Raw genomic sequence first — 24792 nt, forward strand, 5'->3', positions numbered from 1 at the left:
GTTATCCTTTGACCGCGCCCGCCATCAGGCCACGCACGAAATAGCGGCCGGCGAGCACGTAGACGAGAAGGGTGGGCAGTGCCGCGATCATCGCGGCCGCCATGTTGACGTTGTATTCGACGACGCCTGTCGAGGTGTTGACGACGTTGTTGAGCGCCACCGTCATCGGCATGGCGTCGCCGGTGCCGGCATAGGCGGAGGCGAACAGGAAGTCGTTCCAGATGTTCGTGAACTGATAGATGACGGTGACGACGAAGATCGGCATCGAATTCGGCAGCATGATGCGCCGAAAGATCTGGAAGAAAGAGGCGCCGTCGACCTGCGCGGCCTTGACCAGTTCGGTCGGGAACGCCTCGTAATAGTTGCGGAAGAACAGCGTGGTGAAGCCGATGCCGTAGACGACGTGGACGAACACCAGGTTCACCGTCGGGTTGCCGAGGCCGAAGCTGGTTCCGACCGTGTTCTGCAGCGTCACGCCGAACCGGCCGAGGCTGCCCAGGATCGTCGCCATCGGCAGCAGTACCGACTGGAACGGGATGAAGCAGGCAAACAGCATCAGCCCGAATACCAGGGTCGCGCCGCGAAAACGCCATTTGGTCAGCACGTAGCCATTGAGCGCACCGAGCATGGTCGAGATCAGCACGGCCGGAACCACCATCTTTATGGAGTTCCAGAAATAGCCCTTGATGCCGGCGCAGGTGAGGCCTACGCAGGTCTCACCCCAGGCCTTCAGCCAGGGGTCGAAGGTCGGCGCCTTTGGCAGCGCCAGCATGTTGCCGTTCTGGATCTCGTCCATGGTCTTGAACGAGGTCACCAGCATGACGAACAGCGGCATCAGGTAGAACAGCGCGAACAGCGCCAGAAGCCCGTAGATGACGATGCGGTTGACGATCTTGACGTTCATGCCGCTGGCCTGGCGAGCGGGAGTGGTCGCGGCGCTCATCGCGACTTCTCCCTGAGTTCCGAATAGAGATAGGGCACGATGATGGCGACGATGGTCATCAGCATGATCACGGCGCTTGCCGAACCGACCGCCATTTCGTTGCGCTTGAAGGTGTATTCATACATGAAGTTGGACGGCAGCCAGGCCGAGCCGCCGGGGCCGCCGCTGGTCAGTGCCACGACCAGGTCGTAGGATTTGATGGCTAGGTGCGCGAGCACGATGAAGGCCGACAGGAAGATCGGCCGCAAGAGCGGAATGACGATGCGGCGATAGAGCTGGAAGGTGGTGGCGCCGTCGATCTGCGCCGCCTTCATGATCTCGCCGTCAATACCGCGCAGGCCGGCCAGGAACATCGCCATGATGAAGCCGGAGGCCTGCCAGACGCCGGCGATGACCACGGTGTAGATGACGAAATCCTTGTTCTTGATCCAGTCGAAATGGAAGCTCGTCCAGCCCCATTGATGCAGCGTCTGTTCAAGACCGAGGCCGGGGTCGAGGAACCATTTCCAGGCAACGCCGGTGACGATGAAGGAGAGCGCCATCGGATAGAGGTAGATGGGGCGCAAAACGCCTTCGCCGCGAATCTTCTGATCGAGCAGGATGGCCAGGAACAGGCCGAGCGCCAGGCAGATCAAGATGTAGAGAAAGCCGAAAATGCCCATATTGGTGATCGACGTGTACCAGCTCGATGGCGGGTCGGTGTCGAAGGTCCAGCCCCACAATCGCTGATAGGCGCGTGCGCCTGTTATGGCATAGGACGGGAAGGTCTTGGAGTTGGTGAAGGACAGATAGATCGTCCACAGGATGAAGCCGTAGACGAAGACGATGGTGATGGCGAAGCTCGGCGCCAGCACGATCTTGGGCAAGGCATCCTGCAGGCGCGAGCGCACCGAGGTGCGCGACCGCTCCGGCGTCAGCTTGATCTGGGTTGTCGCTACACTGCTCATGGGGTTCCTCCCGTCGGCATCCGGCCGATCGGCCTCACGGACCGGAAACCTTCCCCGCCGGAGCGGGGAAGGTGTTTGTGGCCGGCGCTTACTTGGCGTCGTCGATCGCCTTGACCAGTTCGGTCACGGCTTCGTCCGAGGTCTTGATCTGACCGTGGACGAACTTCGAGACGACGTCCTTGTAGGCATTGGCGACAGCCGGAGGCGCGCCATAGCCCTGGGCCAGCGAGCCGAACAGCGTGCCGCCTTCATTGGCCTTCTTCAGGTCGGCGATACCCTTCTTGCCGCAAGCGTCGAAGTCGGTGTCAGGCACGTCGGTGCGGGCCGGAACCGAACCCTTGACGACGTTGAAGGCCGACTGGAAGCTCTTCGACAAGGTGGCGGTGGCCAGAGCGATCTGGGCGGCCTTGCGGTCGTCCGGAACGTTGAACATGCCGAACATGTCGGAGTTGTAGATCACCGAGCCGTCGGTGCCCGGGAAGCGATAGCAGAGGAAGTCCGTACCCGGTGTCTTGTTGGCGGCGTGGAACTCGCCCTTGGCCCAGTCGCCCATGACCTGCACCAGCGCATCGCCCTTGATGACCATGGCGGTGGCCAGGTTCCAGTCGCGGCCAGAGAAGTTCGGGTCGACATAGGTGACGAGCTTGGCCAGATTGTCGAACGACTTCTTCATCGTGTCGGACTTGAGCGACGCGTCGTCGAGGTCGTTCATCGCCTTCTTGTAGAACTCAGGTCCGCCGGTCGACAGCACGACGGAATCGAACATGGTCGCTTCTTGCCAGTTCTGGCCACCAAGCGCGAGCGGGGTGACCCCGGCCGCCTTGGCCTTGTCGAGCAGGGCGATGAAATCATCGAAAGTCTTCGGCTCGGTGCCGCCGATCTTGTCCATCACCGCCTTGTTGATCCACAGCCAGTTGACGGAGTGGACGTTGACCGGAGCGGCAACCCACTTGCCGTCATAGACGGAGAACTTCTGCAGCGCGGCCGGAACCGACTTGTCCCAGCCTTCCTTCTTCGCCGTCTCGGTGAGGTCGCCCATCACGCCGGCAGCGGCATAGTCGAGCACGGTGTAGCCGAGCATCTGCGAGGCGGTCGGATAGTTGCCGGCCGCGACCATCGCCTTCAGCGCGGTCATGGCGGCATCGCCGCCGCCGCCGGCCACGGGAACGTCCTTCCAGGCATAGCCTTCCTTGGCCAGATCGCCCTTGAGCACGTTGAGAGCAGCTGCTTCGCCGCCCGACGTCCACCAATGCAGCATCTGCACTTCCTTGACGTCCTCGGCATGGGCCGCGAAAGCCAGGCCCGAAGCGAGCGCCGTTCCGATAAGCAGTTTGCGCAACATGTACTTCCTCCCTTGTTGCATTACACGACCGGTGGCAGCCCACCGGGTTCTTCCCAACTCAGCCGACCCACCAACCGGTGCGCTGGCCGCGATGAAACTGGATTGTCTTTTCCTCGGTATAGTCCTCAACAGCGCGCTTGCCGAGTTCGCGGCCCAAGCCCGACTGCTTGTAGCCGCCGAACGGCAGTTCTGGATAACCTTCCATGAACGTGTTCACCCAGACAGTCCCCGAACGCACGCCCCGCGCCACCGACATGCAGGTGTCGATGCTGGCGCTCCACACACCCGCCGACAGACCATAGGGCGTGTTGTTGGCGATGCGCAACGCCTTTTCAATCGATTCAAAAGTCAGCACCGAGAGCACCGGCCCGAACACTTCCTCGCGCGCGACCGTCATGTTTTCGGTGACGTTGCGTAAGATCGTCGGATCGAGATATTGGCCGGCATTGGAAGGGCGTTGCCCGCCGCCGCTGTAGATACTGCCGCCCTCGCTCGCGGCAGCCGCGACGTAATCGGTCACCTTGGCCAAATGGTCTGACGAAATCATCGCGCCGACCTTGGTTAGGTCGTCGAGCGGATCGCCCACGGTTACCCTGGCGGTCAATGCCTTCACGGCGCCCAGGAAGTCGTCGGCGATCGCCTCATGCACGATCAGCCGGCTGCCGGCATTGCAGCACTCGCCGGCGTTGAAGAAGCCGCCGAATACCGCGGCATCGGCAGCGGCTTTAAGATCGGCATCGGGGAAGACGATCTGGCCGTTCTTGCCGCCGAGTTCCATCGAAACTCTCTTAAGGGAATTCGAGGCCGCAGCCATGGTCATCTTGCCGACGCGGGTGGAACCGGTAAACGAAACCATCTCGACCAGCGGATGGCTGACCATCGGCGCGCCGACATCGGCGCCGAGACCTGCGAGGATGTTGACGACTCCAGCGGGAACGCCGGCTTCCAACAGGATATCGCCAAGCACGAAAGTCGAGGCCGACGTCATTTCGCTTGGCTTGACCACGGCCGTGCAGCCGGCGGCGAGCGCGAAAGGCAGTTTCTGGCTGACGATGAGGAATGGGAAATTCCACGGCGTGATGATCGAGACGACGCCGATCGGCTCACGCAGGACGACGCCCAGCATGGCATCGCCAAGATTGGCGTAGCTTTCGCCGTGCAACGTTCGGGCCAGTGAGGCGGCATAGCGCCAGATGTCGACGGCGCCGCCGATCTCGCCGCGCGCCTGGGCGATCGGCTTGCCGGATTCCAGCGCATCGAGCCGGGCGATGTCTTCCAGCCGGATCTCGATCAGGTCGGCGGCCTTAAGCAGGATCGCGGCGCGTTCGGACGCTTGCATGCGCGGCCAGGGGCCGGTCTCGAAGGCCCTGTGCGCCGCCTGCACCGCGGCTTCCACTTCGGCGGCACCCGCCTGAGCATAGTGTGAAACCATGAAGCCGTGGCCGGGGCTCTTGCGTTCCAGCATGCGGCCATCGCGGGCATCGACATGCTTGCCGTCGATCAGAAGCTTGTATGCCTTGGGGGCCACGGAGGCCTCGGCAGGCATGGGAATCTTCAGAGGTGCATTCATGTGATTTCCACTCTGTCCTACGAACGCGAAAACACGGGCTTCTGCTTGGTCTTGAAGGAGCCGACGCCGGCCTTGAGATCACCGGTGAGCGCGATGAAGCCGCTGGCCAAGGCTTCTGTTGCAGCGGCGCTTTCCTCGCCTTCCGCCACCGCAATCATCAGCTTGGCGGCTTCGGTGGCCAGCGGTCCGCGTTCGGCGATTTTTTCAGCCCAGATCCTGGCTCCATCCGAGGCCTTGCCGGTTTCGACGACGCGGTCGACGACGCCTAGCGCAAGCGCTTCCGGCGCCAGAAAAATCTCGCCACCGACAGCCATGCGACGCACCGTCTGGGCGCCGAAGCGACGCACCGCGCGCTGGGTGCCGGACCAGCCGGGAACAACGCCGATCGAGGTCTCGGGGAAGCCGAGCTTCACCTGCGTTTCCGCGACGCGGAAATCACAAGCCACAGCCAGTTCCAGCCCGCCGCCGAGCGCGTGGCCGGACAGAACGGCGATGGTCGGTTGCCGCAGCCGCGCCAGCCGGTCGAAGACACGGTGGCCGTAGCGCACCCATTGCACCTGGAAATCGGCGGCGCTCATGCTCCCCCAGGCCTCGACGTCGCCGCCGGCGCAAAACCCCTTGCCTTGGCCGCATATGAGGACGACGCGGACATCCTGAGCGCTTTCCGCCTCGTCCAGCGCCGCTTCCAGCGCGCGCAGCATCGGGATATCGAGCGCGTTGAATTTTTCCGGACGGCGCAAGGTGACAATGCCGATCGCGCCATCCTGCTCGAAGGTGACGAGACGCTCAGCCATGCGCGCCTCCGAGCAAGGCGCCGCCATTCAGCGACAGGCCAATCGGCCGATCCTGGTAGAGCGCCGCCGGCGTCAGCTTGAGGTCGTTGGCTACGTTGAGCGGGATCTCGGCCTGCGCCAGCACATCGCGCTCGAGGTCGATGCCCGGCGCCAGTTCCGTCACCATCAGCCCATCGGGCGTCAGCTTCATGACGCAGCGCTCGGTGACATAGGTGATGTCCTGTCCCTGCGCGACGGCGCGCTTGCCGGAGAAGGAGATGTGCTCGACCTCCTCGACGACTTTCTTGACCTTGCCTTCCGCGTCGATGCGGATGCCGCCATTGGCGAGCGACAGCTTTGCCCCGGCATTGAAGAAGCCGGAAAAAACGATCTTCTTCGCCCGTGACGTGATGTCGACGAAGCCGCCGGCGCCGGCGGTGACATGCGGCCGCGCCGAAAGCCTGGACACGTTGACCGAGCCGTGGCGGTCGATCTGCAGGAAGGAGAGCAGCGAAGCGTCGAAGCCACCGGCCTGGAAATAGATGAACTGGTGCGGCGAGGGCATGATCGCCTCGGCGTTGGAGGCGCAGCCGAACTTGAAGTCGAGCAACGGCACGCCGCCGACCGCGCCCTGTTCGATCAGCCAGGTGACCTTGCCGTGCTGGCCTTCTTCCAGAAGAATACGCGGCACGTTGGCCGAAATGCCGAAGCCGATGTTGACGGCCATGCCGTCGCGAAGCTCCATGGCGACCCGGCGCGCGATCACCTTTTGGACATTCATCTCGGCATTGCGGAAGCTCGACAGCGGCCGGAAGATCTCGCCGGAGATTGCGGGATCGTAGGGCGTCAGCGTCGTCTGCAACTGATCCGGCGCAATGACGATATGGTCGACCAGCACGCCCGGCACGCGCACATCATGCGGCTTCAACGTGCCGTTCTCGACGACGCGTTTGACCTGCGCGATGACGATGCCGCCATTGTTGCGGGCGGCGAGCGCCTGCTCCAGCCCGCCGAGATAGGCCCCCTCATGCTCGTAGGTAAGGTTGCCGCGCTCGTCAGCCGTGGTGGCACGGATGATCGAGACCTGCGGCACGATGGCGCGGAAGTAGAGCCATTCCTCGCCGTCGAATTGCTGCACCGACACGATCGGCTCGGCGGCGGCGGCGTTCATGGCGCAGCCCTGGTGGCGCGGGTCGGCGAAAGTGTCGAGGCCGACCTTGGTCAGCACGCCCGGTCGCTTGGCGGCGGCCTCTCGGTGCATGTCGAACAGGATGCCGGACGGCACGTTATAGGCGGCAACCGCATTGTCGCCGATCATCTTCCAGATTTGCGGCGGCTCGGCGGAGGAGGGACCTGACGGATAGGAGCCGCACAGCGTACGCTTCAAGAGGCCGGGCTTCGCCAGATGATCGATGCCCTTGATGCCATACATGTCGCCGGCGGCGATCGGGTGCAGCGTGGTGATATCCTTCGGATGGCCCTCGCCATCGAAGCGTTCGCCGATCGCGGCGAGCACGGCGTCTGGACAGCCGAGGCCGCTCGACGAGGACACCGAGACGACCATGCCGTCCTTGATCAGGCTGGCGGCCTGCGCCGATGAGACGACCTTGCTCAATTCATGCTCCCGAGTTTCGGGTCGATCTTGACGGTCCTGCCGGAAGCCGCCGATTGCAATGCCGCCTCGGCCGCGGCGAGCGACCAGATGCCGTCTTCTCCGGTGGCGGAAGGCTGGCCCTCGCCACGGACCGCGGCATGGAACCCGCGTAGCGACCTGGCGTATAGATCCTCGCGGTCGAAGCTCAACTGTTCTTCGCCGCTGGCGGTGCGCAGGAGGACCGAGCCGGCCGGCTTCTGCGTCATCACATCGCGGGCGATGAGCGAGCCCTGCGAGCCGTGCACCTCGAAGCCGGTGTCGGCAAACCTGGTGGTGAACCCCTCATGCGATTGCGCAATAAGGCCCGATTTGAAGCGCCAGACGCACATGGCGCCATCTTCCAGCCCGCTCCCGGCCATGCCGGCGGATTGCGTGAAAGCGGAAACCTCGACCGGATCGTCGCCAAGCACGAAGCGCAGCGTGTCTGCATCGTGCACGGTGATGTCGAGCACCACCCCGCCGCCCGCCTCGGGCCTGGCGATGCGCCAGCCCTGCAGGTTTTCGGGCAGGTAGACGGAATGGAAGACACGCGCGGCAATGGGGTTGCCGATGCGGCCCGCGGCAACGGCGTCGCGCATGGCACGGTGCGCGCCGGCATTGCGCAGATGATGATTGGTACCGAGCACGATGCCAGCCTCCTTGGCCGAAGCGACCATCTTGCGCGCGTCATCGCTGGTCAGCGCCAGCGGCTTCTCGCACAGCACATGCTTTCCCGCCTTGGCGGCGGCCAGCGCCTGTTCGAAATGCAGTTCATTGGTGGTGGAGATGTAGACGGCGTCGATGTCCGATCCGAGCAAGGCGTCGAGATTCGACACGGCGGCTGGAATGCCATTTTCCCTTGCATAGGCCGTGGCGCGTTCCGCGCTGGAGCTCATGACAGCCGCGATCTCGCCATCGGGTTGAGCGCGAATGGCATCGATCATGAATTGCCGGGCGATCGTGCTGGCGCCGATCAGCCCCCATTTGACGCTCATGTCGCGGTTCCCGCTGCCACGGGCCTTTTTTGCGTGCGGCGATCCGGGCCGCAGCTTTCCCTGACCACGAGATTGACGGCGCCGACATGATCCTCGGCCCGCGTGGTGCGCGACTGGATCATCTTGATCATGACGTGGGCCGCGCGTTCGCCGAGACCGGCGGAGTCCACCGCTACGCTGGTCAGCGGCGGCATATAATGTTCGGCCTCGACCACATCGTCGAAGCCGACGACAGCGAAATCCGCGCCCGGCTCAAGTCCGCGCTTGCGCAGCGCCAGCATGACGCCAAAGGCAACGGCATCGTTGAAGCACAGCGCCGCGGTCGGCGGCTCGGCCATTGCCAGCGACGTTTCCAGACAGGCCATGCCGCCCTTGCGGTTGGTCTCGCCCTCGATGATAAGCGCATCGCGGGCGTCGATGCCGAGCGTCTCGCAGGCCTCGCGAAAGCCGCCCAGGCGCTCATGATAGACGACGAGGTCGGACGAACCGCCGAAGAAGGCCAGGCGGCGATGCCCCTTGCCGACGAGATGCGAAGTCGCGAGATAGGCGCCCCGATGATTGTCGGGAGCAATCACCGGAATGCGGCTTTCAGGCAGCCGGCGCATGGCGAAGGCAATCGGCAGACCGGCTATTTCCAGCCGCCGGAACGCCCCTGGCGTCGTGCCGCGCGCCGGGGAAACGATGAGCCCGGCGACGCCCTGTTCCATCAGAGACTTCAGCACTTCTTCCTGGCGCACCGGATTTTCGGCAGTGTTGGCGATGAAGGGCACGATGCCGGCCGACTGGAAGACCCGCTCCATGCCGACCGCCATCTCGGCGAAGAACGGATTGGTCAGGTCGTTGATGACCATGCCGATGACGTTGGAGTGGGCCTTGCGCAGATTGGCGGCGCCGCGGTTATAGACATAGCCGACATCCTCGATCGCCTTGCGCACCTTGACCGCGGTTTCGGGGCGGATCAGGCCGCTGCCCTGGAGCACGAGCGACACCGTCGATTTGGACACGCCTGCTTCGCGGGCGATGTCGAAGATCGTCGCCTTCGGCCGGCTGGCCATCCAGATATCCTCCCCGGTTGTTTTTTCAATCGAATTTATTGGAACGTTCTAATCCTTGCTTCGAGGATGAGTCAATCAGGATTTTTCTCTAGCAAGAGCAGCAGGTCATATGTGGTCAAACGATATGCTACCCAAGGGGTCGTTGTGTTGCAACGCAGCATCGCTGGCCTCCATCTCAAACCTTAAAGGTTCTTGATTTATTGGAACGTTCCATTTAGGAGACACGAAAGGGAGAGATCCATGGACATTGCCTTGCCTGGCGAGGGTGGCCGCAGCACACCCTACGCGCTTGTCGGACAGCCGGTCCAGCCGGTGACCGGCGCGCGGTTTTCGCGCATCGCCTATGCCGCCGCGCATGTCGTCGCCGATCCGCTGGGAATGACAGATCCATGGTCGCGGCCCGTTGTCGATTGGGACAGGACGATGGCGTTTCGTCATCATCTATGGCGGCTCGGCTTCCGCATCGCGGAGGCGATGGACACGTCGCAGCGCGGCATGGGTTTCGATTGGACGAATGCGCAGGAATTGATCCGCCGTTCAATCGCGGAGGCGCGGACCGCCGCTGGCGCCGATCTCGCCTCGGGTGCGGGCACCGACCATCTGGCACCGTCGAAGGCCCGGACGGTCGACGACGTGGTCGCCGCCTATGAGGAGCAGTTCGCTTTCATCGAAGGCCAGGGCGGCAAGGCGATCATGATGGCCAGCCGCGCGCTGGCGGCCGTGGCGAAGGGGCCAGACGATTACGCCCTGGTTTACGACCGCATATTAGGCCAGGCCTCCGGTAAGGTCATCCTGCACTGGCTGGGCGACATGTTCGATCCGACCTTGAAAGGCTATTGGGGCAGTGACGATTTCGAGACCACGCTCGATACGGTGATCGCCATCATGGAGCGCAATGCCGGCAAGGTCGAAGGCATCAAGATATCGCTGCTCGACGCCGGCAAGGAAGTGGCGCTCAGGAACCGGCTGCCGGACGGCGTCATGATGTTCACCGGCGACGACTTCAATTATCCCGAGCTGATCGCCGGAGACGGCAAGCGGCACTCGCATGCGCTGCTCGGCATTTTCGACGCGATCGCACCGGCCGCCAATGCCGCGCTGGCGAAGCTGGCTGCCGGCGATCGTGCCGGCTACGACGCGCTGATGGCGCCGACCGTGCCGCTGTCACGAAAAATCTTCGAGGCGCCGACTGAATATTACAAGGCCGGCATTGTCTTCATGGCCTGGCTCAATGGCCACCAGGACCATTTCTCGATGGTCGGCGGCATGCAGTCGGCGCGCGGCATCCGCCATTATGCCGACGTCTTTCGCCTCGCCGACCAGGCAGGATTGCTGGCCGACCCCGACCTTGCCATTTCGCGGATGAAAAGCCTGTGTGCTGTCGCGGGGGCCTAAAACGCGTTTCGCGATCGGATCACCCGTCGTCCATTCCGGTGAGCGCCAAGATGCTCGCGCCATTATGCAAGGTCCGAATATCTGGGTTGGATGGTGGGCGTGACAGGGATTGAACCTGTGACCCCTGCAATGTCAATGCAGTGCTCTCCCGCTGAGCTACACGCCCATCCGAAGCCGCGCATACACCACTTTTGGTCAGGCGCGTCAATAGCAGGAAAAGAGGAAAAACACGTCGTCCCGCCGCGGCTGTGGACCGACGCCGGCGGCTTGCGGAAGGCGGCTCAGGCCGCCTGCAGCATCTTCTCGACCTCGTTGACCAGATCGCGCAGGTGGAAGGGCTTGGACAGCACCTTGGCGTCTTTCGGCGCCTTGGAATCCGGGTTCAGCGCGACGGCGGCAAAACCGGTGATGAACATGACCTTGAGATCGGGATCGATCTCGGTGGCGCGACGCGCCAGTTCGATGCCGTCCATCTCCGGCATGACGATGTCGGTCAGAAGCAGCGAGAACGGTTCCTCACGCAGCCGCTCATAGGCGCTGGCGCCGTTGTCGAAATCGCTGACCTGATAGCCGGCGCGCTCCAGCGCCTTGACGAGGAACCGACGCATATCGTCGTCGTCTTCCGCCAGAAGAATGCGTGCCATGTTATCCCGTCCGAATCACCCGCCGAAGACTGCCGTGGGGCAGGCCCGTTAACCATCCTGTATATGAGGAGGTGAGAGTAAACATCAAGTGAACGCGGACGCGCCTGACCCACATTTGCCCAGCGGCACGACCGCCGAAATGCTGGACATGCGGCCAGCAAGGTGGCAGTTTCATGCCATGATGCACTGGTGTTTTCGGGTTCGTTCAAATTGAAGACGGCAGCCGAGGATTTTTCGCTCTTTCCACCCTTCGAAATCCGGTCGGGCGCCGAGCAGCGCGTCCCCTTCCTTTTCAACTCGCCGCATAGCGGCCGCTACTATCCCGAACGCTTCCTTGCCATGGCAAGGCTCGATCGCAATGCCATCCGCCGCTCGGAGGATTGCTATGTCGACGAGTTGTTCGGCGGCGCCGTGGCGCTCGGCGCGCCGCTGCTGGCGGCGAATTTCCCGCGCGCCTATCTCGACGTCAACCGCGAGCCCTGGGAACTCGACCCGCGCATGTTCGCCGAGCCGGTGCCGTCCTTCTGCAACATCCGCTCCGCGCGCGTGGCCGGCGGGCTCGGCACCGTGCCGAAGCTGGTGGGCGAGGGGCTCGACATCTATTCGGGCCGCTTGCCGCTCGCCGAGGCGGTTGCCCGCATCGAGGCCGTCTACAAGCCCTATCACGAAACGCTGAAGCGGCTTTTGACCAGGACCCACGCCCGGTTCGGCTTTGCCGTGCTGATCGATTGCCATTCGATGCCGGCGAGCATCCGTGTCGGGGACAACGGGCTGCGGCCGGATTTCATCATCGGCGACCGTTTCGGCATCTCGGCCACCGCGGCCCTGACCGAAACCACGATCGGCCTGTTGACCGCGATGGGCTATACGGTTGCCCACAACAAGCCTTACGCCGGCGGGTTCATCACCGAGCATTACGGCCGTCCGGCGCGTCATTTGCACGCGCTGCAGATCGAGGTCAATCGCGGGCTCTACATGAATGAGCGGACATTCGAGAAAGCCGCCGGCTTCGACGCGCTGGCCGACGACCTGACGCGGTTTTCAGCCGACCTGATGGCGATGCCGGACCATCATTTCATCGATCTGCCGCTGGCCGCGGAGTGAAGACCACGCCTTGTCTCATGCGTGCCACCGCCCAAGATTTTTTGTGTGCTTCTTTGGACGGCCCGCTCCAGGAGCGGCCGTGAAAAAAAGACCGCATCGTTTGCACGATACGGTCGAAGTCTAGGGAGGAAACGCCCAAGGAGGGCATGGACAGGAAACCCTGTCCGAGATTGAGGGTATTGTGCAGCGCACAAATGTCAAGCGACGTTTAGGCTTTTTTAATTCAGAGTGATGTGGAAATTGCGTTTCGATGACGTTGGAGTGACATTCCGGCAACAATTGTCGCGGCGGATAAATCGATAGACAAGCTTGTCTTGGCGGGGAAGTCGCGGCAGGCCCGGCTCGGGCGCTCTGCAAAGCGGGAGAATCAGTTGGACATCAGCATCGATTTCATGCGCCGTATCGCGCAAGCGGCGGCGGCGGAGACCTTGCCGCGCTTCCGCGCCCAGGGCGCGGTCGCCAACAAGGAAAAAGGCAGTTTCGATCCGGTCACGGAGGCCGACCGCGAGGCCGAGCGCGCCATCAGGACGCTGATATCGGCCGAGTATCCCGACCACGGCATCCTGGGCGAAGAGCATGGCAGCGAGAACATCTCCAGCCGGCATGTCTGGGTGATCGATCCGATCGACGGCACCCGTGCCTTCATCTCCGGCCTGCCGGTGTGGGGGACGCTGGTCGGGCTGACGGTCGATTGTGACGCGGTCGCCGGCATGATGGCCCAGCCCTTCACCGGCGAGCTGTTCTACGCCAACGCCTCCGGATCACATTATGAGGGGCCGGGAGGCCCCCGCAAGCTGACGACCCGCAAGACGACGAAGCTGGCCGAGGCCACGTTGTTCACCACAACGCCGGCCCTGTTCAAGGGCGAGGCACGCAATCGCTATGACGCGTTCGAGCGGCAAATCCAGCTCGCCCGTTACGGCGCCGATTGCTATGCCTTCGCCATGATCGCCTCGGGGAGCGTCGACATCGTCGCCGATCCTGGATTGAAGCCCTACGACATCGTGGCGCTGATCCCGATCATCGAGAAGGCAGGCGGGGTCGTCACCACTTTCGACGGCGGACCGGCGGAGAATGGCGGCGACGTTCTGGCGGCCGCGACACCGGAGCTTCATGCCGCCGCCATGGCTGCCCTGCGCGGCTGACATCGCCTCCGGTCGGCGGCTTCTCGAGCGCTGGAATGCCGCCGGCGTATGCCCATAGGTCTGCCTGAACGCCGCCAGCGCCGCCTTCCTGAAAAAGGGAGTGTCAGCTACGCCCTCTCGCGGAAGAGCCGCGGGCCTGTCAGGCTGTCGGGTCGTCTGAGCCGGGGACGAAGGCGTCGAAGGCAGCGAGGAATTGTTCGCGGTAGAGATCGGCTTCCTGCAGGATTTCGTGCTTGGCGCCGTCGATCATCAACAGCGACCCCAGCCTCAGATTTCTCGCATATGCCTCCACCGCCCTGGTCGAGACGACCTGGTCGGCGCCGGCGGCGATGATCAGCAGCGGCACCTGAATGCGGGCCATGAAGTCGGGGTCGCTGATGGCTGCCGACGCCTTCGCCGCCGCCTGCAGCCAGCGGATCGTCGGGCCGCCGAGCGCCATTTGCGGATATTCTTCATAGATGCGCGTGTTACGGCGATAGCGTTGCGGATCCGATGTAACCTTGTTGGCTTCGAAGGGCAGCGTGTGTCTCGGCCTTGGACCCCAGGCGGCATAGAGCCAGCCGAGCCCAAGGGCGCAGAAAAACGAACAGATCCGGCGCACCGTCCCTATCGAGACCGGCAGGTCGGGCAATGTCAGGAACGGCGCGATCAGCACCATGCGCCGCACGCGGTTCACCATCGACGGCGCGGCAAGCAGCGCGATCACAGCGCCGGCCGAATGGGCGAGGATATAGTACGGTCCGCGGCAGTCCGGCAGCACGATCTCTTCGAAGAACTGCTCCAGGTCAGCCGTATAGTCGCGGAACGACCTGACATAGCCACGCTGGCGATCGCGGATCAGCCTGTCCGAACCGCCCTGACCGCGCCAGTCCAGGATGGCGACACCAAAGCCACGCGCGGCAAGGTCACGGATGGTCTCGAAATATTTCTCAATGCACTCGTTGCGGCCGCCAAGCAGCACCACGGTGCCCCGCATCGGCCGCGCCACCGCCGCGAACAGGCCATAACGTATTTTCTTGCCGTCGCGCGTGGTGAAAAAGCCGCCCGTGGCGTTTTCCGGTCGCGGATTGCCCTCGGTTTCGTGGAAGAGCGGAGTGTCGTAGAAAAGATCCGTCATTCGGCGCTTTGTGCTCGGCGTCCTTGCGCGCCAGCTGGTCGCGGCTGGCCTCGTCACGGTGATAGACGCCAACACATCAAAAGCAAAGCAAATCCGGGTTATTGAGGGCTGAGACGGGTCAGGCCGGAAGCGGCTTTGAGCGCGCTTCCGGCCCCTGTCGATCCGGGAGGAAGGGACGTTAACACCCGGTTCGGCCTCGTTGCGGCACCTTCGCAGATCCGGCGCCGCCAATCCTTGATCTTGAAAGCCACTTTAGCGCGGGCTGTCTGAACGGGCGCCGAAGCACCGGTTCATCTGCCGTTCATCAAAGGTTGGCCGCCTCGTTCTTTTTTGCCGTCAAACGAAACTTGAAATGCTTTCGAGCGCTCCCCAGATGTGGGTTGCGGTCGCCAATCGGGGCCGCTGGTCCTCCCGAAACGCCGCTCGCGGGTTTCGCACCGACCATACGCAAACCATGTTGCTCAACAGGAGAACACCTCATGCGTCACGTTGATTTTTCCCCGCTTTACCGTTCGACCGTCGGCTTCGACCGTCTCTTCACCATGTTGGATTCGCTTGCGCAGCCCGACGGCGCGCAGACCTATCCGCCCTATAACATCGAGCGCACCGGCGAGGATTCCTATAGGATTTCGATGGCCGTCGCCGGCTTCTCGGACGAGGAAATCTCGATCGAAGCTCACCGTAACGTGCTGACCGTGAAGGGCGAGCGCAAGGACGAGGGCACCGGCGAGGGTTCCGAACTGCTCTATCGCGGCATTGCCTCCAGGGCCTTCGAGCGCCGCTTCCAGCTTGCCGATCATGTTGAAGTCGTCGGCGCCGCGCTGAAGAACGGCCTGCTCTTCGTCGACCTCAAGCGCAACATTCCCGAAGAGCTGAAGCCGCGCAAGATCGCGATCACCTCGGCTCCGGCCAAGGCCAAGCAGATCGAGGCCAAGACGGCAGCCTGACGACCGCATAAAATCTAAAGTCTCCTCCCGAGACGGAAGCGGCGCCGCGAGGCGCCGCTTTTTTGTCCGAAGATTGACTGTTATCCGGCGATCAGCTGGCCAAAGCGGTCGACTTCCTCAGTCGTCGTGGCAAAGCTGGTGACGAAGCGATAGAGCAGTTCGTCCTCGCCGATATGGCCGTCAAAACCATGCGGCCTGTGCCAGTCATAGAAGGCCGCGCCTGCAGCCTGCAGCCTGTCTGCTTCGGTTTTCTCGATCACCGCAAACACCTCATTAGCCTGCGGCAGCCAAGCGAGCTTTGCCGTGGCCGAATCCTCGATCGCCGCCGCCAGGCGCGCGGCCATGGCATTGGCATGCCTGGCGGTGTCGAGCCACAGCCCGTCCTTGAAATAGGCTTCGAACTGCGCCGCGATGAAACGCGACTTCGAAAGCAGCTGTGCGGCACGCTTGCGCAGGAAGGCCAATTCCTTGGCACGGTCGAGGTCGAACAGCACGATCGCCTCCGCGCACCAGCAACCGTTCTTGGTACCGCCGAAGGACAGGACATCGACCCCGCGTTTCCAGGTCATTTCGGCCGGCGTGGTGTCGAGCGCGGCCAGCGCATTGGCAAAGCGGGCGCCATCCATGTGCAGTGGCACGGAATGCTGTTTGGCGATGGCCGAGATCGCGTCAATGTCGTCGAGACCATAGACGGTGCCGACCTCGGTCGACTGGGTGATCGAGACGGCCATCGGCCGGCCCCAATGGACGACCTCGCTTGCGAAACGACCGATCGCCCTGTCCAGATTGGGCGGGTCGATCTTGCCTAGGGGACCGTCGACGGCGTGCAGCCGCGAGCCGCCGGAAAAATACTCCGGCGCGCCACATTCATCCTCGATGACATGCGATTCTCGGTGAGCGAAGGAAATGCCGCCCGGCTTGTTGAAGGTGGTCAACGACAGCGAATTGGCGGCGGTGCCGGTTGCCACGAAGAACACCGCGACCTCGCGTTCGAAAATTTCACTGAAACGCTGATAAACCGCCTCGTCGAGGGCGCTGTCACCATAGGCGGTGGCAAAGCCGCCAGCCGCGGCCGACAGGCCGGCAACGATATTGGGATGGGCGCCTGCCCAATTGTCGGAAGCGAAGAACATGTATCTGCCTGTGTTGGGGAAATCAGCCGGAGTTGACCGGTTTAACGCGCCGACCGCAAGGGCCAGGCGCCGGAAAACCGTTGAAGCCAGCCAACGTGGCGGCAAGCCTAGCCGATTTAAGCTTACGTTTTTCCTCAACTCCGCGTAATTTTGTGTCGCTAAAGCTCCAAGTTTTTTGTGAATCGGTCTTGTGCGCGTTTGGGAATTCTGCCATAAAAATTTAGGACAGTAGTGCTGTCTTATTTTGTCGCACAAAACAGGCCGGATTGGCGTAACATATTGGCCTCTCCGGCTGTTGCCGCGAGCGACAGGTGGACGGCCGGACGCTGGCCTGTACGATACCAGATGCGAAGCATGCGAAAAGCCGCATGGTTCGAAAAAGGATTTCGCAAGACGTGCCGCAAGGATCAGGGTGAGCCAAGCGCTTGCCGAGGCAAACCAGCGCCTGAAGGGCTGGAATGGAGGACAGGACAATGACGGAATTGACGCTCTCTGCGACGAACGGCCAGGCCGCGCAGACGAAAGCGGCCGCCGTCAAAAATACCTCCACCAAAAATCGCGCGTCTGCCGGCGGCTTGACCGCCCAGGGCCTCTACGATCCGCGCAACGAGCATGACGCCTGCGGCGTCGGCTTTATCGTCAACATGAAGGGCGTGAAGTCGCATCAGATCGTCAAGGACGGGCTTGCCGTGCTCGAGAACCTGACGCATCGCGGCGCCGTCGGCGCCGATCCGCTGGTCGGCGATGGCGCCGGCGTGCTGGTACAGCTTCCGGATCTTTTCTTCCGTGAGGAGATGGCGGCCCAAGGTATCGAACTGCCACCGGTAGGCCAGTACGGCGTCGGACACTGGTTCATGCCGCAGGATGCTGCCCTTCGTGCACATATCGAAGAGATCATCGCCGAATCGGCGCAGTCCGAGGGGCTGCCACTGCTCGGTTTCCGTGACGTGCCGGTCGACAATTCGTCGCTATCGAAGGCGCCTGACATCGTCGCGTCCGAGCCGTTCCACCGCCAGGTCTTCATCGGCCGCACGGCCGACATTACCGACGACGAGGAATACGAGGCCAGGCTCTACCTGCTGCGCAAGGTCATATCGGGCCGCATCTACGCGGAGAACGACAACAAGGACATCGGTGCCTACTGCGTGTCGCTGTCGGCGCGCACCATCGTCTACAAGGGCATGTTCCTGGCTTATCAGGTCGGGGCCTACTACAAGGACCTCAAGGACCCGCGTTTTGAGACCGCGCTGATCCTCGTCCACCAGCGCTTCTCGACCAACACCTTCCCGTCGTGGAAGCTGGCGCATCCCTACCGCATGGTCGCGCATAATGGCGAGATCAACACGGTGCGCGGCAACAACAACTGGATGGCGGCGCGCCAGGCGTCGGTCGATTCCGAACTGTTCGGCAACAACATCTCGAAGCTCTGGCCGATCTCCTATGACGGCCAGTCCGATACCGCCTGCTTCGACAATGCGCTCGAGTTTCTGTTCCAGGGCGGCTACAGCCTCAGCCACGCCATGATGATGCTGATCCCGGAAGCCTGGGCCGGCAACAAGCTCATGGATGCCGATCGCAAGGCCTTCTACGAATACCACGCCGCGTTGATGGAGCCTTGGGACGGGCCGGCGGCGGTCGCCTTCACCGACGGACGCCAGATCGGCGCCACGCTGGACCGCAACGGCTTGCGCCCGGCACGCTACATCGTCACCGATGACGACCGCGTCATCATGGCTTCCGAGGCCGGCGTGCTGCCGGTGCCGGAGGAGAAGATCGTCCAGAAGTGGCGGCTGCAGCCCGGCCGCATGCTCTTAATCGACCTTGCCAAGGGCCGCATCGTCCCCGACGAGGAAATCAAGTCGGAGATCGCGACCAAACACCCCTACAAGACCTGGCTTGCCAATACGCAGCTCATCCTGGAAGATTTAAAGCCGGTCGAGCCACGCGCGCTGCGCAAGGATGTCAGCCTGCTCGATCGCCAGCAGGCGTTCGGCTACACCCAGGAAGACACCAAACTATTGATGTCGCCGATGGCGACCACCGGCCAGGAAGCCGTGGGCTCGATGGGCACCGACACGCCGATCTCGGCGATGTCGGACAAGTCGAAGCTGCTCTACACCTACTTCAAGCAGAATTTTGCCCAGGTCACCAACCCGCCGATCGACCCGATCCGCGAGGAACTGGTGATGAGCCTGGTGTCGTTCATCGGACCGCGGCCGAACATCTTCGACCTGGTCGGCAATTCGCGCCGCAAGCGGCTCGAAGTGCGCCAGCCGATCCTGACCAATGGCGATCTCGAGAAGATCCGCTCGATTGGCCACACCGAGGACCGTTTCGACACCAAGACGATCGACATCACCTATGGGTCGAGCGAGGGTGCTGCCGGCATGCAGGGGGCCATCGACCGGCTGTGCGAGCGGGCGGAGGCGGCAGTCGCCGGCGGCTACAACATCATCATCCTGTCCGATCGCCAGCTCGGACCGGACCGCATCGCCATTCCGGCGTTGCTGGCCACGGCCGCCGTGCACCACCATCTGATCCGCAAGGGGCTGCGCACCGCGGTCGGCCTGGTCGTCGAATCGGGCGAGCCGCGCGAGGTGCATCATTTCTGCTGCCTTGCCGGCTACGGCGCGGAAGCGATCAATCCCTATCTCGCCTTCGACACCTTGCTCGACATGCACAAGCGCGGCGAACTGCCCGAGGAGGTCGACGCCTACGAAGTGGTGTCGCGCTACATCAAGTCGATCGGCAAGGGCATCCTCAAGGTGATGTCCAAAATGGGCATCTCGACCTATCAGTCCTATTGCGGCGCGCAGATCTTCGATGCCATCGGGCTGAAGACCGATTTCGTGCAGCAATACTTCACCGGCACCGCGACACTGATCGAAGGCGTCGGACTGGATGAGGTCGCAGGCGAAACCGTCAGCCGTCACACGGACGGTTTCGGCAGCGATCCGGTGCTGCGCAACAGCCTGGAGGTCGGTGGCGAATACCTGTTCCGCATGCGCGGCGAGGCGCATATGTGGTCGCCCGACGCGGTCGCCACCTTGCAGCACGCCGTGCGCCAGGGATCGTGGGAGACGTTCAAGGACTATTCGGCGCAGATCGACAGCGAGACGGCCCGCGCCCAGACCATACGCGGCTTGTTCAAGATCAAGCTGGCGGATGAGACCGGCCGCACGAAGGTCGCCCTCGACGATGTCATGCCGGCGGCCGACATCGTCAAGCGCTTCTCGACCGGGGCGATGTCGTTCGGCTCGATTTCCAGGGAAGCGCACACCACGCTGGCGCGTGCCATGAACCAGATCGGCGGCAAGTCGAACACCGGCGAGGGTGGCGAAGAGGCCGATCGCTATCTGCCGCTGCCAGGTGGCGGCAAGAACCCCGAACGTTCGGCGATCAAGCAGGTCGCGTCGGGGCGTTTCGGCGTGACGGCGGAATATCTCGTCAACTCCGACATGATGCAGATCAAGGTGGCGCAGGGCGCCAAGCCCGGCGAGGGCGGCCAGTTGCCCGGCCACAAGGTCGACGCAACCATCGCCAAGGTTCGGCATTCGACGCCGGGCGTCGGCCTGATCTCGCCGCCGCCGCACCACGACATCTATTCAATCGAGGATCTGGCGCAGCTGATCTACGATCTGAAGAACGTCAATCCGGCGGCCGACGTCTCGGTCAAGCTGGTGTCGGAGGTTGGTGTAGGCACGGTCGCGGCCGGCGTTGCAAAGGCGCGCGCCGACCACATCACCATCTCTGGCTATGATGGCGGCACCGGTGCGTCGCCGCTGACCTCGCTCAAGCATGCCGGCAGCCCGTGGGAAATGGGTCTTGCCGAAACGCACCAGACGCTGGTGCTGAACGGCCTGCGCTCGCGCGTGGCGCTGCAGGTCGACGGCGGCCTGCGCACCGGGCGCGACGTCATCATCGGCGCGCTGCTCGGCGCCGACGAGTTCGGCTTCTCGACCGCGCCTTTGATCGCGGCCGGCTGCATCATGATGCGCAAATGCCATCTCAACACCTGCCCGGTCGGCGTCGCGACGCAGGATCCGGTGCTGCGCAAGCGCTTCAAGGGTACGCCCGAGCACGTCATCAACTTCTTCTTCTACGTGGCGGAAGAGGTGCGGGCGCTGCTCGCCGAAATGGGCTTCACCCATATCGACCAGATCATCGGTGACGCCGACCTTCTGGAAAAGCGTGACGTGATCCAGCACTGGAAGGCGCGCGGGCTCGATTTCTCGAAGATGTTCTACAAGCCCGACGCGCCGCATGAAGCGGTGCACTGGACCGAGCGGCAGAAGCATCCGATCGACGATGTGCTCGACCGCAAGCTGATCGAATTGGCCAAGCCCGCGCTTGAGGCCAAGCAACCGGTCAAGATCGAGGTCGACATCCGCAATGTCGACCGTTCGACGGGCGCCATGCTGTCGGGCGAGGTCGCCAAGCGCTTCAAGCACAAGGGCCTGCGCGAGGATACGATCCAGGTAAAACTCACCGGCACGGCCGGCCAGTCCTTCGCCGCCTTCCTGGCACGTGGCATCTCGTTCGAACTCGTCGGCGCCGCCAATGACTATGTCGGCAAGGGCCTGTCGGGCGGGCGCATCGTCATCCGGCCACCGGAAGAGGCAAGGATCGTCGCGGCCGACTCCATCATCGTCGGCAATACGGTGCTCTATGGCGCGACCGAGGGCGAGGCCTATTTCGCCGGCGTCGCCGGCGAGCGCTTCGCGGTGCGCAATTCGGGCGTCGCCGCGGTCGTCGAGGGCGTCGGCGACCATGGCTGCGAATACATGACCGGCGGCGTCGTCGTCGTCATCGGCAAAACCGGCCGCAACTTTGCCGCCGGCATGTCGGGCGGTGTCGCCTATGTGCTGGACGAAGCAGGTGATTTCGCCGAGCGCTGCAACATGGCCATGGTCGAGCTGGAGCCGGTGCCGGAAGAAGACGATCTGATGGAAAAGCTGCTGCACCATGGCGGCGATCTCGACCACAAGGGCCGCGTCGACGTGTCCGGCGACATGACCAGTCATGACGAAGAACGGCTTTACCAGCTGATCTCGAACCACGTGCACTATACGGGTTCGGTGCGCGGCCGCGAGATACTCGACGACTGGGCTATTTTCCGGCCGAAATTCCGCAAGATCATGCCGGTCGAATACCGCCGCGCGCTGATCGAGATGGAACGCATGCGCATGGGCGTCGCGGCCGAATAGATTTGATAATTGCCGGGGGGCCCAGGCTTCCCGGCCCCTTCATCGACAGTTTGACCTCGGGCTCAAGGTTGCCACGGCTGCCTCAAGAGGTTAACGGGTGCGGCGAAACCGCACCATCTGGACAGCAGGAACTGGACTATGGGCAAGGTAACAGGCTTTCTCGAAATCGACCGGCAGGTGCACAAGTACCAGCCGGCCTCCGACCGCATCCGGCATTTCCGCGAATTCACGCTGCCGATGTCAGACAAGGAAGTCGAGAAACAGGCCGCGCGCTGCATGGATTGCGGCATTCCGTTCTGCCATGGGCCAACGGGCTGTCCGATCCACAACCAGATCCCCGACTGGAACGACCTCGTCTACAACAGAGACTGGGACAACGCGATCCGCAACCTGCACTCGACCAACAATTTCCCGGAGTTCACCGGCCGCATCTGCCCCGCGCCTTGCGAGGAAGCCTGCACGCTGAACCTCGAAGACATTCCGGTCGCCATCAAGACGGTGGAGCAGGCGATCGCGGACAAGGCTTACGAGACCGGCCACATCAGGCCCTATCCGCCGGAGAAGAAGACCGGCAAGCGGGTCGCCATCATCGGCTCCGGCCCAGCCGGCATGGCGGCCGCCCAGCAGCTTGGCCGCGCCGGTCACGACGTGCATGTCTATGAGCGCGAGAGCCGCCCTGGCGGGCTGATGCGCTACGGCATCCCCGACTTCAAGATCGAGAAGCATTATATCGACCGGCGCATCGAACAGATGCAGGGCGAGGGCGTCACCTTCCATTGCGGCGTCAATGTCGGCATCGACAAGCCGGTGGCTGAACTCCTCGCCGAACATGACGCCGTGCTCTATTGCGGTGGTTCGGAAACGCCGCGCGCTGCCGGCATTCCCGGCGACGATCTCGGCGGCGTGCATGACGCGATGCCCTATCTGGTGCAGCAGAACCGCCGCGTCGGCGGCGAACCGATCCAGTCGGTGGCATGGCCGTCGCATCCAATCATCGCCGGTGGCCAGCACGTCGTCGTCGTCGGCGGCGGCGACACCGCGTCCGACTGCGTCGGCACCGCCTTCCGCCAGGGTGCGGTGCGCGTCACCCAGCTCGACATCCGTCCGCAGCCGCCCGAGAAGGAAGACAAGCTCTCCGTCTGGCCCTACTGGGCGACCAAGATGCGCACCTCGTCCTCGCAGGCCGAGGGCGCCGAACGCGAATTCCAGGTGGCGACGCTCGAATTCATCGGCGAGGAAGGCCAGCTTACAGGCGTGAAGTGCTGCGAGGTCGACGACAAGCGCAAGCCGATCGCCGGCACCGAATTCGTCATCCGCGCCGATCTCGCCTTCATCGCCATCGGCTTTGCTGGCCCGGCGATGGCGGGCGTTGCGGCGGAACTCGAGGGGGAGATGAAGATCACCACCGACAGCCGCCGTTCCAGGAATGTCGAGGCCAATGACCGCGATTACAGGACGAGCGTCGACCGGCTCTACGCGGCGGGCGACGTACGCCGTGGCCAGTCGCTGGTCGTCTGGGCGATCCGCGAAGGCCGCCAGGCGGCACGCTCGATCGACGAGGCGCTGATGGGGACGACCGTCCTGCCGCGTTAAGGGCTGATCGCCGTGGTGGTGTCGGACGCTGCCGCTGTCGCCGGACTTGCCTTCGGCGGCCGGGAAAAGTCGTCGGCGCGGCCTGGGGAAGCCTCCGGCGCCTTGCCCTCGATCACCAGCCTTTCGCCAGGAAGAGCCGGATTGGCCTTCGGCGGTGGGGCGGCGCCGAGCAATTCTGTGCCGCCGTCGAGCGCGGGATCGCTGAGCAGCATGGGTTGGGTGCGATCGATGACGATAGGCGCGGCCGCCGGAGCGGGGGTCTCGACCGGTGCGCCCGCCGGCGCCGTCGTCGGTGCCACGCTTCCCGGCGCGGCCAGTCCAAGGATCTTAAGCAGCGGCTTTTCGGTGTAGAAGGCGAGCTTGCGCTTGCCGGCTTTGGACACGTTGATGCCGTCATCGGCGCGCAGTCGCACCGGCTGACCGTTCATGTCGGGGCCAGAGGTGACGAAGGCGCCGTTCTCGTCGACGAAGCCGTCCCAGACATCGACGAATTCGCCGCCGTGGCTTTCGGCGGCCTTGTGGTAGATGTCGTTGAAGGCCAGCATGTCGGAGGTCATCTTCGGCACCCGGAAGGCAGGCATGCCGACCCACAGGAAAGGCACCTTGGCGGTGGCGATTGCCTTGCCGAGCTCATCGGTGCGGCGCTCGTATTCCTTCGTCCAGTTTTCGGAGCGGGGCTGTTCGCGTACGTCGCCGACCTTCATCTGCTGGCGGTCGTTCGACCCGAGCATGACGACCACCGCGGCGGGTTTTTCGGTGTCGATCAGCGATTTGATCTGTTCGGGCCAGTTGTAGAAATCATCGCGCACGAAGCCTGACGAGCCATTGCTGCGGACCACGATCCTGACGCCGGTATTCTCGGCGAAGGCTTCGTCCAGACCCTCGGCGAGGCCGGCCGCCATGAAGTCGCCGACCACCAGGACGGTGCGGGCGTCCGGCGCTTTTTCGACCACGGGCGTTGCCGGCTCCTCTGGTGGGCGAGGCGCACGCGGTTTCTTCTTCGGCTTAGGTCTCGCCTTCTGGATGTCCTGCGGCGGCTCGACCCGCTCGCTGCGGCGCGGAAACAGAAGGTCGCGCAATGACCAGCCCCGGCTTTGCTGCGGCTGTTCCTGCGCCATGGCTGGGGCATGGACAGCTCCGGCCACGGCAATGGCGAGCACGGCGAAGGCCAGGATCAGCACCGGCATGCGACGGACGAACGTCCCGATGCGCGTAGGCCAAACCAATCGCTCCCTCCCTACTCAACTTC

Annotated in this window: 18 protein-coding genes and 1 tRNA gene; 6 read left to right on the top strand and 13 right to left on the bottom strand. The window is 63.4% G+C overall.

Annotation, left to right across the window (positions count from 1 at the left end):
* Window position 1 precedes the first annotated feature (1 nt).
* The 8 genes from MESAU_RS09445 to MESAU_RS09480 all read right to left on the bottom strand — a co-directional run bounded on the left by MESAU_RS09445 (window position 2) and on the right by MESAU_RS09480 (window position 9258).
* Window positions 2-943, bottom strand: a complete 942-nt coding sequence (locus MESAU_RS09445; protein WP_015315822.1) for a carbohydrate ABC transporter permease — start codon at window positions 941-943, stop codon at window positions 2-4.
* A complete protein-coding gene (locus tag MESAU_RS09450; protein WP_015315823.1) occupies window positions 940-1890 on the bottom strand; it encodes a carbohydrate ABC transporter permease in 951 nt (316 codons plus the stop codon). The genes MESAU_RS09445 and MESAU_RS09450 overlap by 4 nt, the downstream gene beginning before the upstream one ends.
* A gap of 88 nt (window positions 1891-1978) precedes the next feature.
* Window positions 1979-3232: an ABC transporter substrate-binding protein gene (locus MESAU_RS09455; protein ID WP_015315824.1), complete on the bottom strand. Its 1254-nt coding sequence runs from the start codon at window positions 3230-3232 to the stop codon at window positions 1979-1981.
* A gap of 58 nt (window positions 3233-3290) precedes the next feature.
* Window positions 3291-4802 carry an aldehyde dehydrogenase family protein gene (locus MESAU_RS09460; RefSeq protein ID WP_015315825.1) on the bottom strand — a complete coding sequence of 504 codons (1512 nt, stop codon included), beginning with the start codon at window positions 4800-4802 and terminating at the stop codon, window positions 3291-3293.
* 17 nt (window positions 4803-4819) lie between these two features.
* Complete coding sequence (locus MESAU_RS09465) at window positions 4820-5596, bottom strand: enoyl-CoA hydratase/isomerase family protein (RefSeq protein ID WP_015315826.1); 777 nt, start codon at window positions 5594-5596, stop codon at window positions 4820-4822.
* A complete protein-coding gene (locus MESAU_RS09470) occupies window positions 5589-7190 on the bottom strand; it encodes an acyl CoA:acetate/3-ketoacid CoA transferase (protein WP_015315827.1) in 1602 nt (533 codons plus the stop codon). Before MESAU_RS09470 ends, MESAU_RS09465 begins: the two co-directional genes overlap by 8 nt.
* Window positions 7187-8203 carry a Gfo/Idh/MocA family protein gene (locus MESAU_RS09475; RefSeq protein WP_015315828.1) on the bottom strand — a complete coding sequence of 339 codons (1017 nt, stop codon included), beginning with the start codon at window positions 8201-8203 and terminating at the stop codon, window positions 7187-7189. The genes MESAU_RS09470 and MESAU_RS09475 overlap by 4 nt, the downstream gene beginning before the upstream one ends.
* Window positions 8200-9258 carry a LacI family DNA-binding transcriptional regulator gene (locus MESAU_RS09480; RefSeq protein ID WP_015315829.1) on the bottom strand — a complete coding sequence of 353 codons (1059 nt, stop codon included), beginning with the start codon at window positions 9256-9258 and terminating at the stop codon, window positions 8200-8202. Before MESAU_RS09480 ends, MESAU_RS09475 begins: the two co-directional genes overlap by 4 nt.
* Window positions 9259-9498: 240 nt before the next feature.
* Here MESAU_RS09480 and MESAU_RS09485 point away from each other — a divergent pair, with 240 nt between their 5' ends.
* Complete coding sequence (locus MESAU_RS09485; protein WP_015315830.1) at window positions 9499-10653, top strand: dihydrodipicolinate synthase family protein; 1155 nt, start codon at window positions 9499-9501, stop codon at window positions 10651-10653.
* Window positions 10654-10744: 91 nt separating this feature from the next.
* Here the strand turns inward: MESAU_RS09485 and MESAU_RS09490 are convergent.
* Together MESAU_RS09490 and cpdR are read right to left on the bottom strand one after the other, a co-directional pair.
* Window positions 10745-10819, bottom strand: a tRNA-Val gene (locus tag MESAU_RS09490).
* Between the two features lie 115 nt (window positions 10820-10934).
* Entirely contained in the window at window positions 10935-11297 is a 363-nt protein-coding gene (gene cpdR / locus MESAU_RS09495; protein ID WP_006199474.1) for a cell cycle two-component system response regulator CpdR, read from the bottom strand.
* Between the two features lie 162 nt (window positions 11298-11459).
* On the opposite strand from cpdR, the gene MESAU_RS09500 reads away from it, so the two are divergent.
* Complete coding sequence (locus MESAU_RS09500) at window positions 11460-12401, top strand: N-formylglutamate amidohydrolase (RefSeq protein WP_015315831.1); 942 nt, start codon at window positions 11460-11462, stop codon at window positions 12399-12401.
* Between the two features lie 371 nt (window positions 12402-12772).
* On the top strand, window positions 12773-13546 hold the full coding sequence (gene hisN / locus MESAU_RS09505; protein WP_015315832.1) for a histidinol-phosphatase: 774 nt from the start codon (window positions 12773-12775) through the stop codon (window positions 13544-13546).
* A 139-nt stretch (window positions 13547-13685) separates the two neighbouring features.
* On the opposite strand, the gene MESAU_RS09510 is transcribed toward hisN, so the two are convergent.
* Window positions 13686-14663 carry an alpha/beta fold hydrolase gene (locus MESAU_RS09510; protein WP_015315833.1) on the bottom strand — a complete coding sequence of 326 codons (978 nt, stop codon included), beginning with the start codon at window positions 14661-14663 and terminating at the stop codon, window positions 13686-13688.
* A 479-nt stretch (window positions 14664-15142) separates the two neighbouring features.
* On the opposite strand from MESAU_RS09510, the gene MESAU_RS09515 reads away from it, so the two are divergent.
* The gene (locus MESAU_RS09515) at window positions 15143-15610 is read left to right on the top strand and encodes an Hsp20 family protein (RefSeq protein WP_013893124.1); all 468 of its coding nucleotides are present in this window, start codon (window positions 15143-15145) and stop codon (window positions 15608-15610) included.
* An 80-nt stretch (window positions 15611-15690) separates the two neighbouring features.
* Here the strand turns inward: MESAU_RS09515 and MESAU_RS09520 are convergent, their stop codons facing one another.
* Complete coding sequence (locus MESAU_RS09520; protein ID WP_015315834.1) at window positions 15691-16743, bottom strand: threonine aldolase family protein; 1053 nt, start codon at window positions 16741-16743, stop codon at window positions 15691-15693.
* 473 nt (window positions 16744-17216) lie between these two features.
* Between MESAU_RS09520 and gltB the strand changes: the two genes are divergently transcribed.
* Both gltB and MESAU_RS09530 read left to right on the top strand, forming a co-directional pair.
* On the top strand, window positions 17217-21950 hold the full coding sequence (gene gltB, locus MESAU_RS09525) for a glutamate synthase large subunit (RefSeq protein WP_015315835.1): 4734 nt from the start codon (window positions 17217-17219) through the stop codon (window positions 21948-21950).
* Window positions 21951-22088: 138 nt separating this feature from the next.
* On the top strand, window positions 22089-23543 hold the full coding sequence (locus MESAU_RS09530) for a glutamate synthase subunit beta (RefSeq protein WP_015315836.1): 1455 nt from the start codon (window positions 22089-22091) through the stop codon (window positions 23541-23543).
* Here MESAU_RS09530 and MESAU_RS09535 read toward each other — a convergent pair.
* Entirely contained in the window at window positions 23540-24730 is a 1191-nt protein-coding gene (locus tag MESAU_RS09535; protein ID WP_083882972.1) for an SGNH/GDSL hydrolase family protein, read from the bottom strand. The genes MESAU_RS09530 and MESAU_RS09535 overlap by 4 nt on opposite strands.
* Window positions 24731-24792 lie beyond the last annotated feature (62 nt).

It is taken from the genome of Mesorhizobium australicum WSM2073 (genome assembly GCF_000230995.2).
GTDB lineage: Bacteria > Pseudomonadota > Alphaproteobacteria > Rhizobiales > Rhizobiaceae > Mesorhizobium > Mesorhizobium australicum.

Excerpts from the sequence above, each read along its gene's own strand:
- MESAU_RS09480 (WP_015315829.1), bottom strand. The coding sequence starts at position 9,258 with ATGGCCAGCCGGCCGAAGGCGACGATCTTCGACATCGCCCGCGAAGCA.
- MESAU_RS09515 (WP_013893124.1), top strand. The coding sequence starts at position 15,143 with ATGCGTCACGTTGATTTTTCCCCGCTTTACCGTTCGACCGTCGGCTTC.
- MESAU_RS09485 (WP_015315830.1), top strand. The coding sequence starts at position 9,499 with ATGGACATTGCCTTGCCTGGCGAGGGTGGCCGCAGCACACCCTACGCG.
- MESAU_RS09455 (WP_015315824.1), bottom strand. The coding sequence starts at position 3,232 with ATGTTGCGCAAACTGCTTATCGGAACGGCGCTCGCTTCGGGCCTGGCT.
- gltB (WP_015315835.1), top strand. The coding sequence starts at position 17,217 with ATGACGGAATTGACGCTCTCTGCGACGAACGGCCAGGCCGCGCAGACG.
- MESAU_RS09450 (WP_015315823.1), bottom strand. The coding sequence starts at position 1,890 with ATGAGCAGTGTAGCGACAACCCAGATCAAGCTGACGCCGGAGCGGTCG.
- cpdR (WP_006199474.1), bottom strand. The coding sequence starts at position 11,297 with ATGGCACGCATTCTTCTGGCGGAAGACGACGACGATATGCGTCGGTTC.
- MESAU_RS09465 (WP_015315826.1), bottom strand. The coding sequence starts at position 5,596 with ATGGCTGAGCGTCTCGTCACCTTCGAGCAGGATGGCGCGATCGGCATT.
- MESAU_RS09460 (WP_015315825.1), bottom strand. The coding sequence starts at position 4,802 with ATGAATGCACCTCTGAAGATTCCCATGCCTGCCGAGGCCTCCGTGGCC.
- MESAU_RS09475 (WP_015315828.1), bottom strand. The coding sequence starts at position 8,203 with ATGAGCGTCAAATGGGGGCTGATCGGCGCCAGCACGATCGCCCGGCAA.
- MESAU_RS09520 (WP_015315834.1), bottom strand. The coding sequence starts at position 16,743 with ATGTTCTTCGCTTCCGACAATTGGGCAGGCGCCCATCCCAATATCGTT.
- MESAU_RS09535 (WP_083882972.1), bottom strand. The coding sequence starts at position 24,730 with ATGCCGGTGCTGATCCTGGCCTTCGCCGTGCTCGCCATTGCCGTGGCC.
- MESAU_RS09530 (WP_015315836.1), top strand. The coding sequence starts at position 22,089 with ATGGGCAAGGTAACAGGCTTTCTCGAAATCGACCGGCAGGTGCACAAG.
- MESAU_RS09445 (WP_015315822.1), bottom strand. The coding sequence starts at position 943 with ATGAGCGCCGCGACCACTCCCGCTCGCCAGGCCAGCGGCATGAACGTC.
- MESAU_RS09510 (WP_015315833.1), bottom strand. The coding sequence starts at position 14,663 with ATGACGGATCTTTTCTACGACACTCCGCTCTTCCACGAAACCGAGGGC.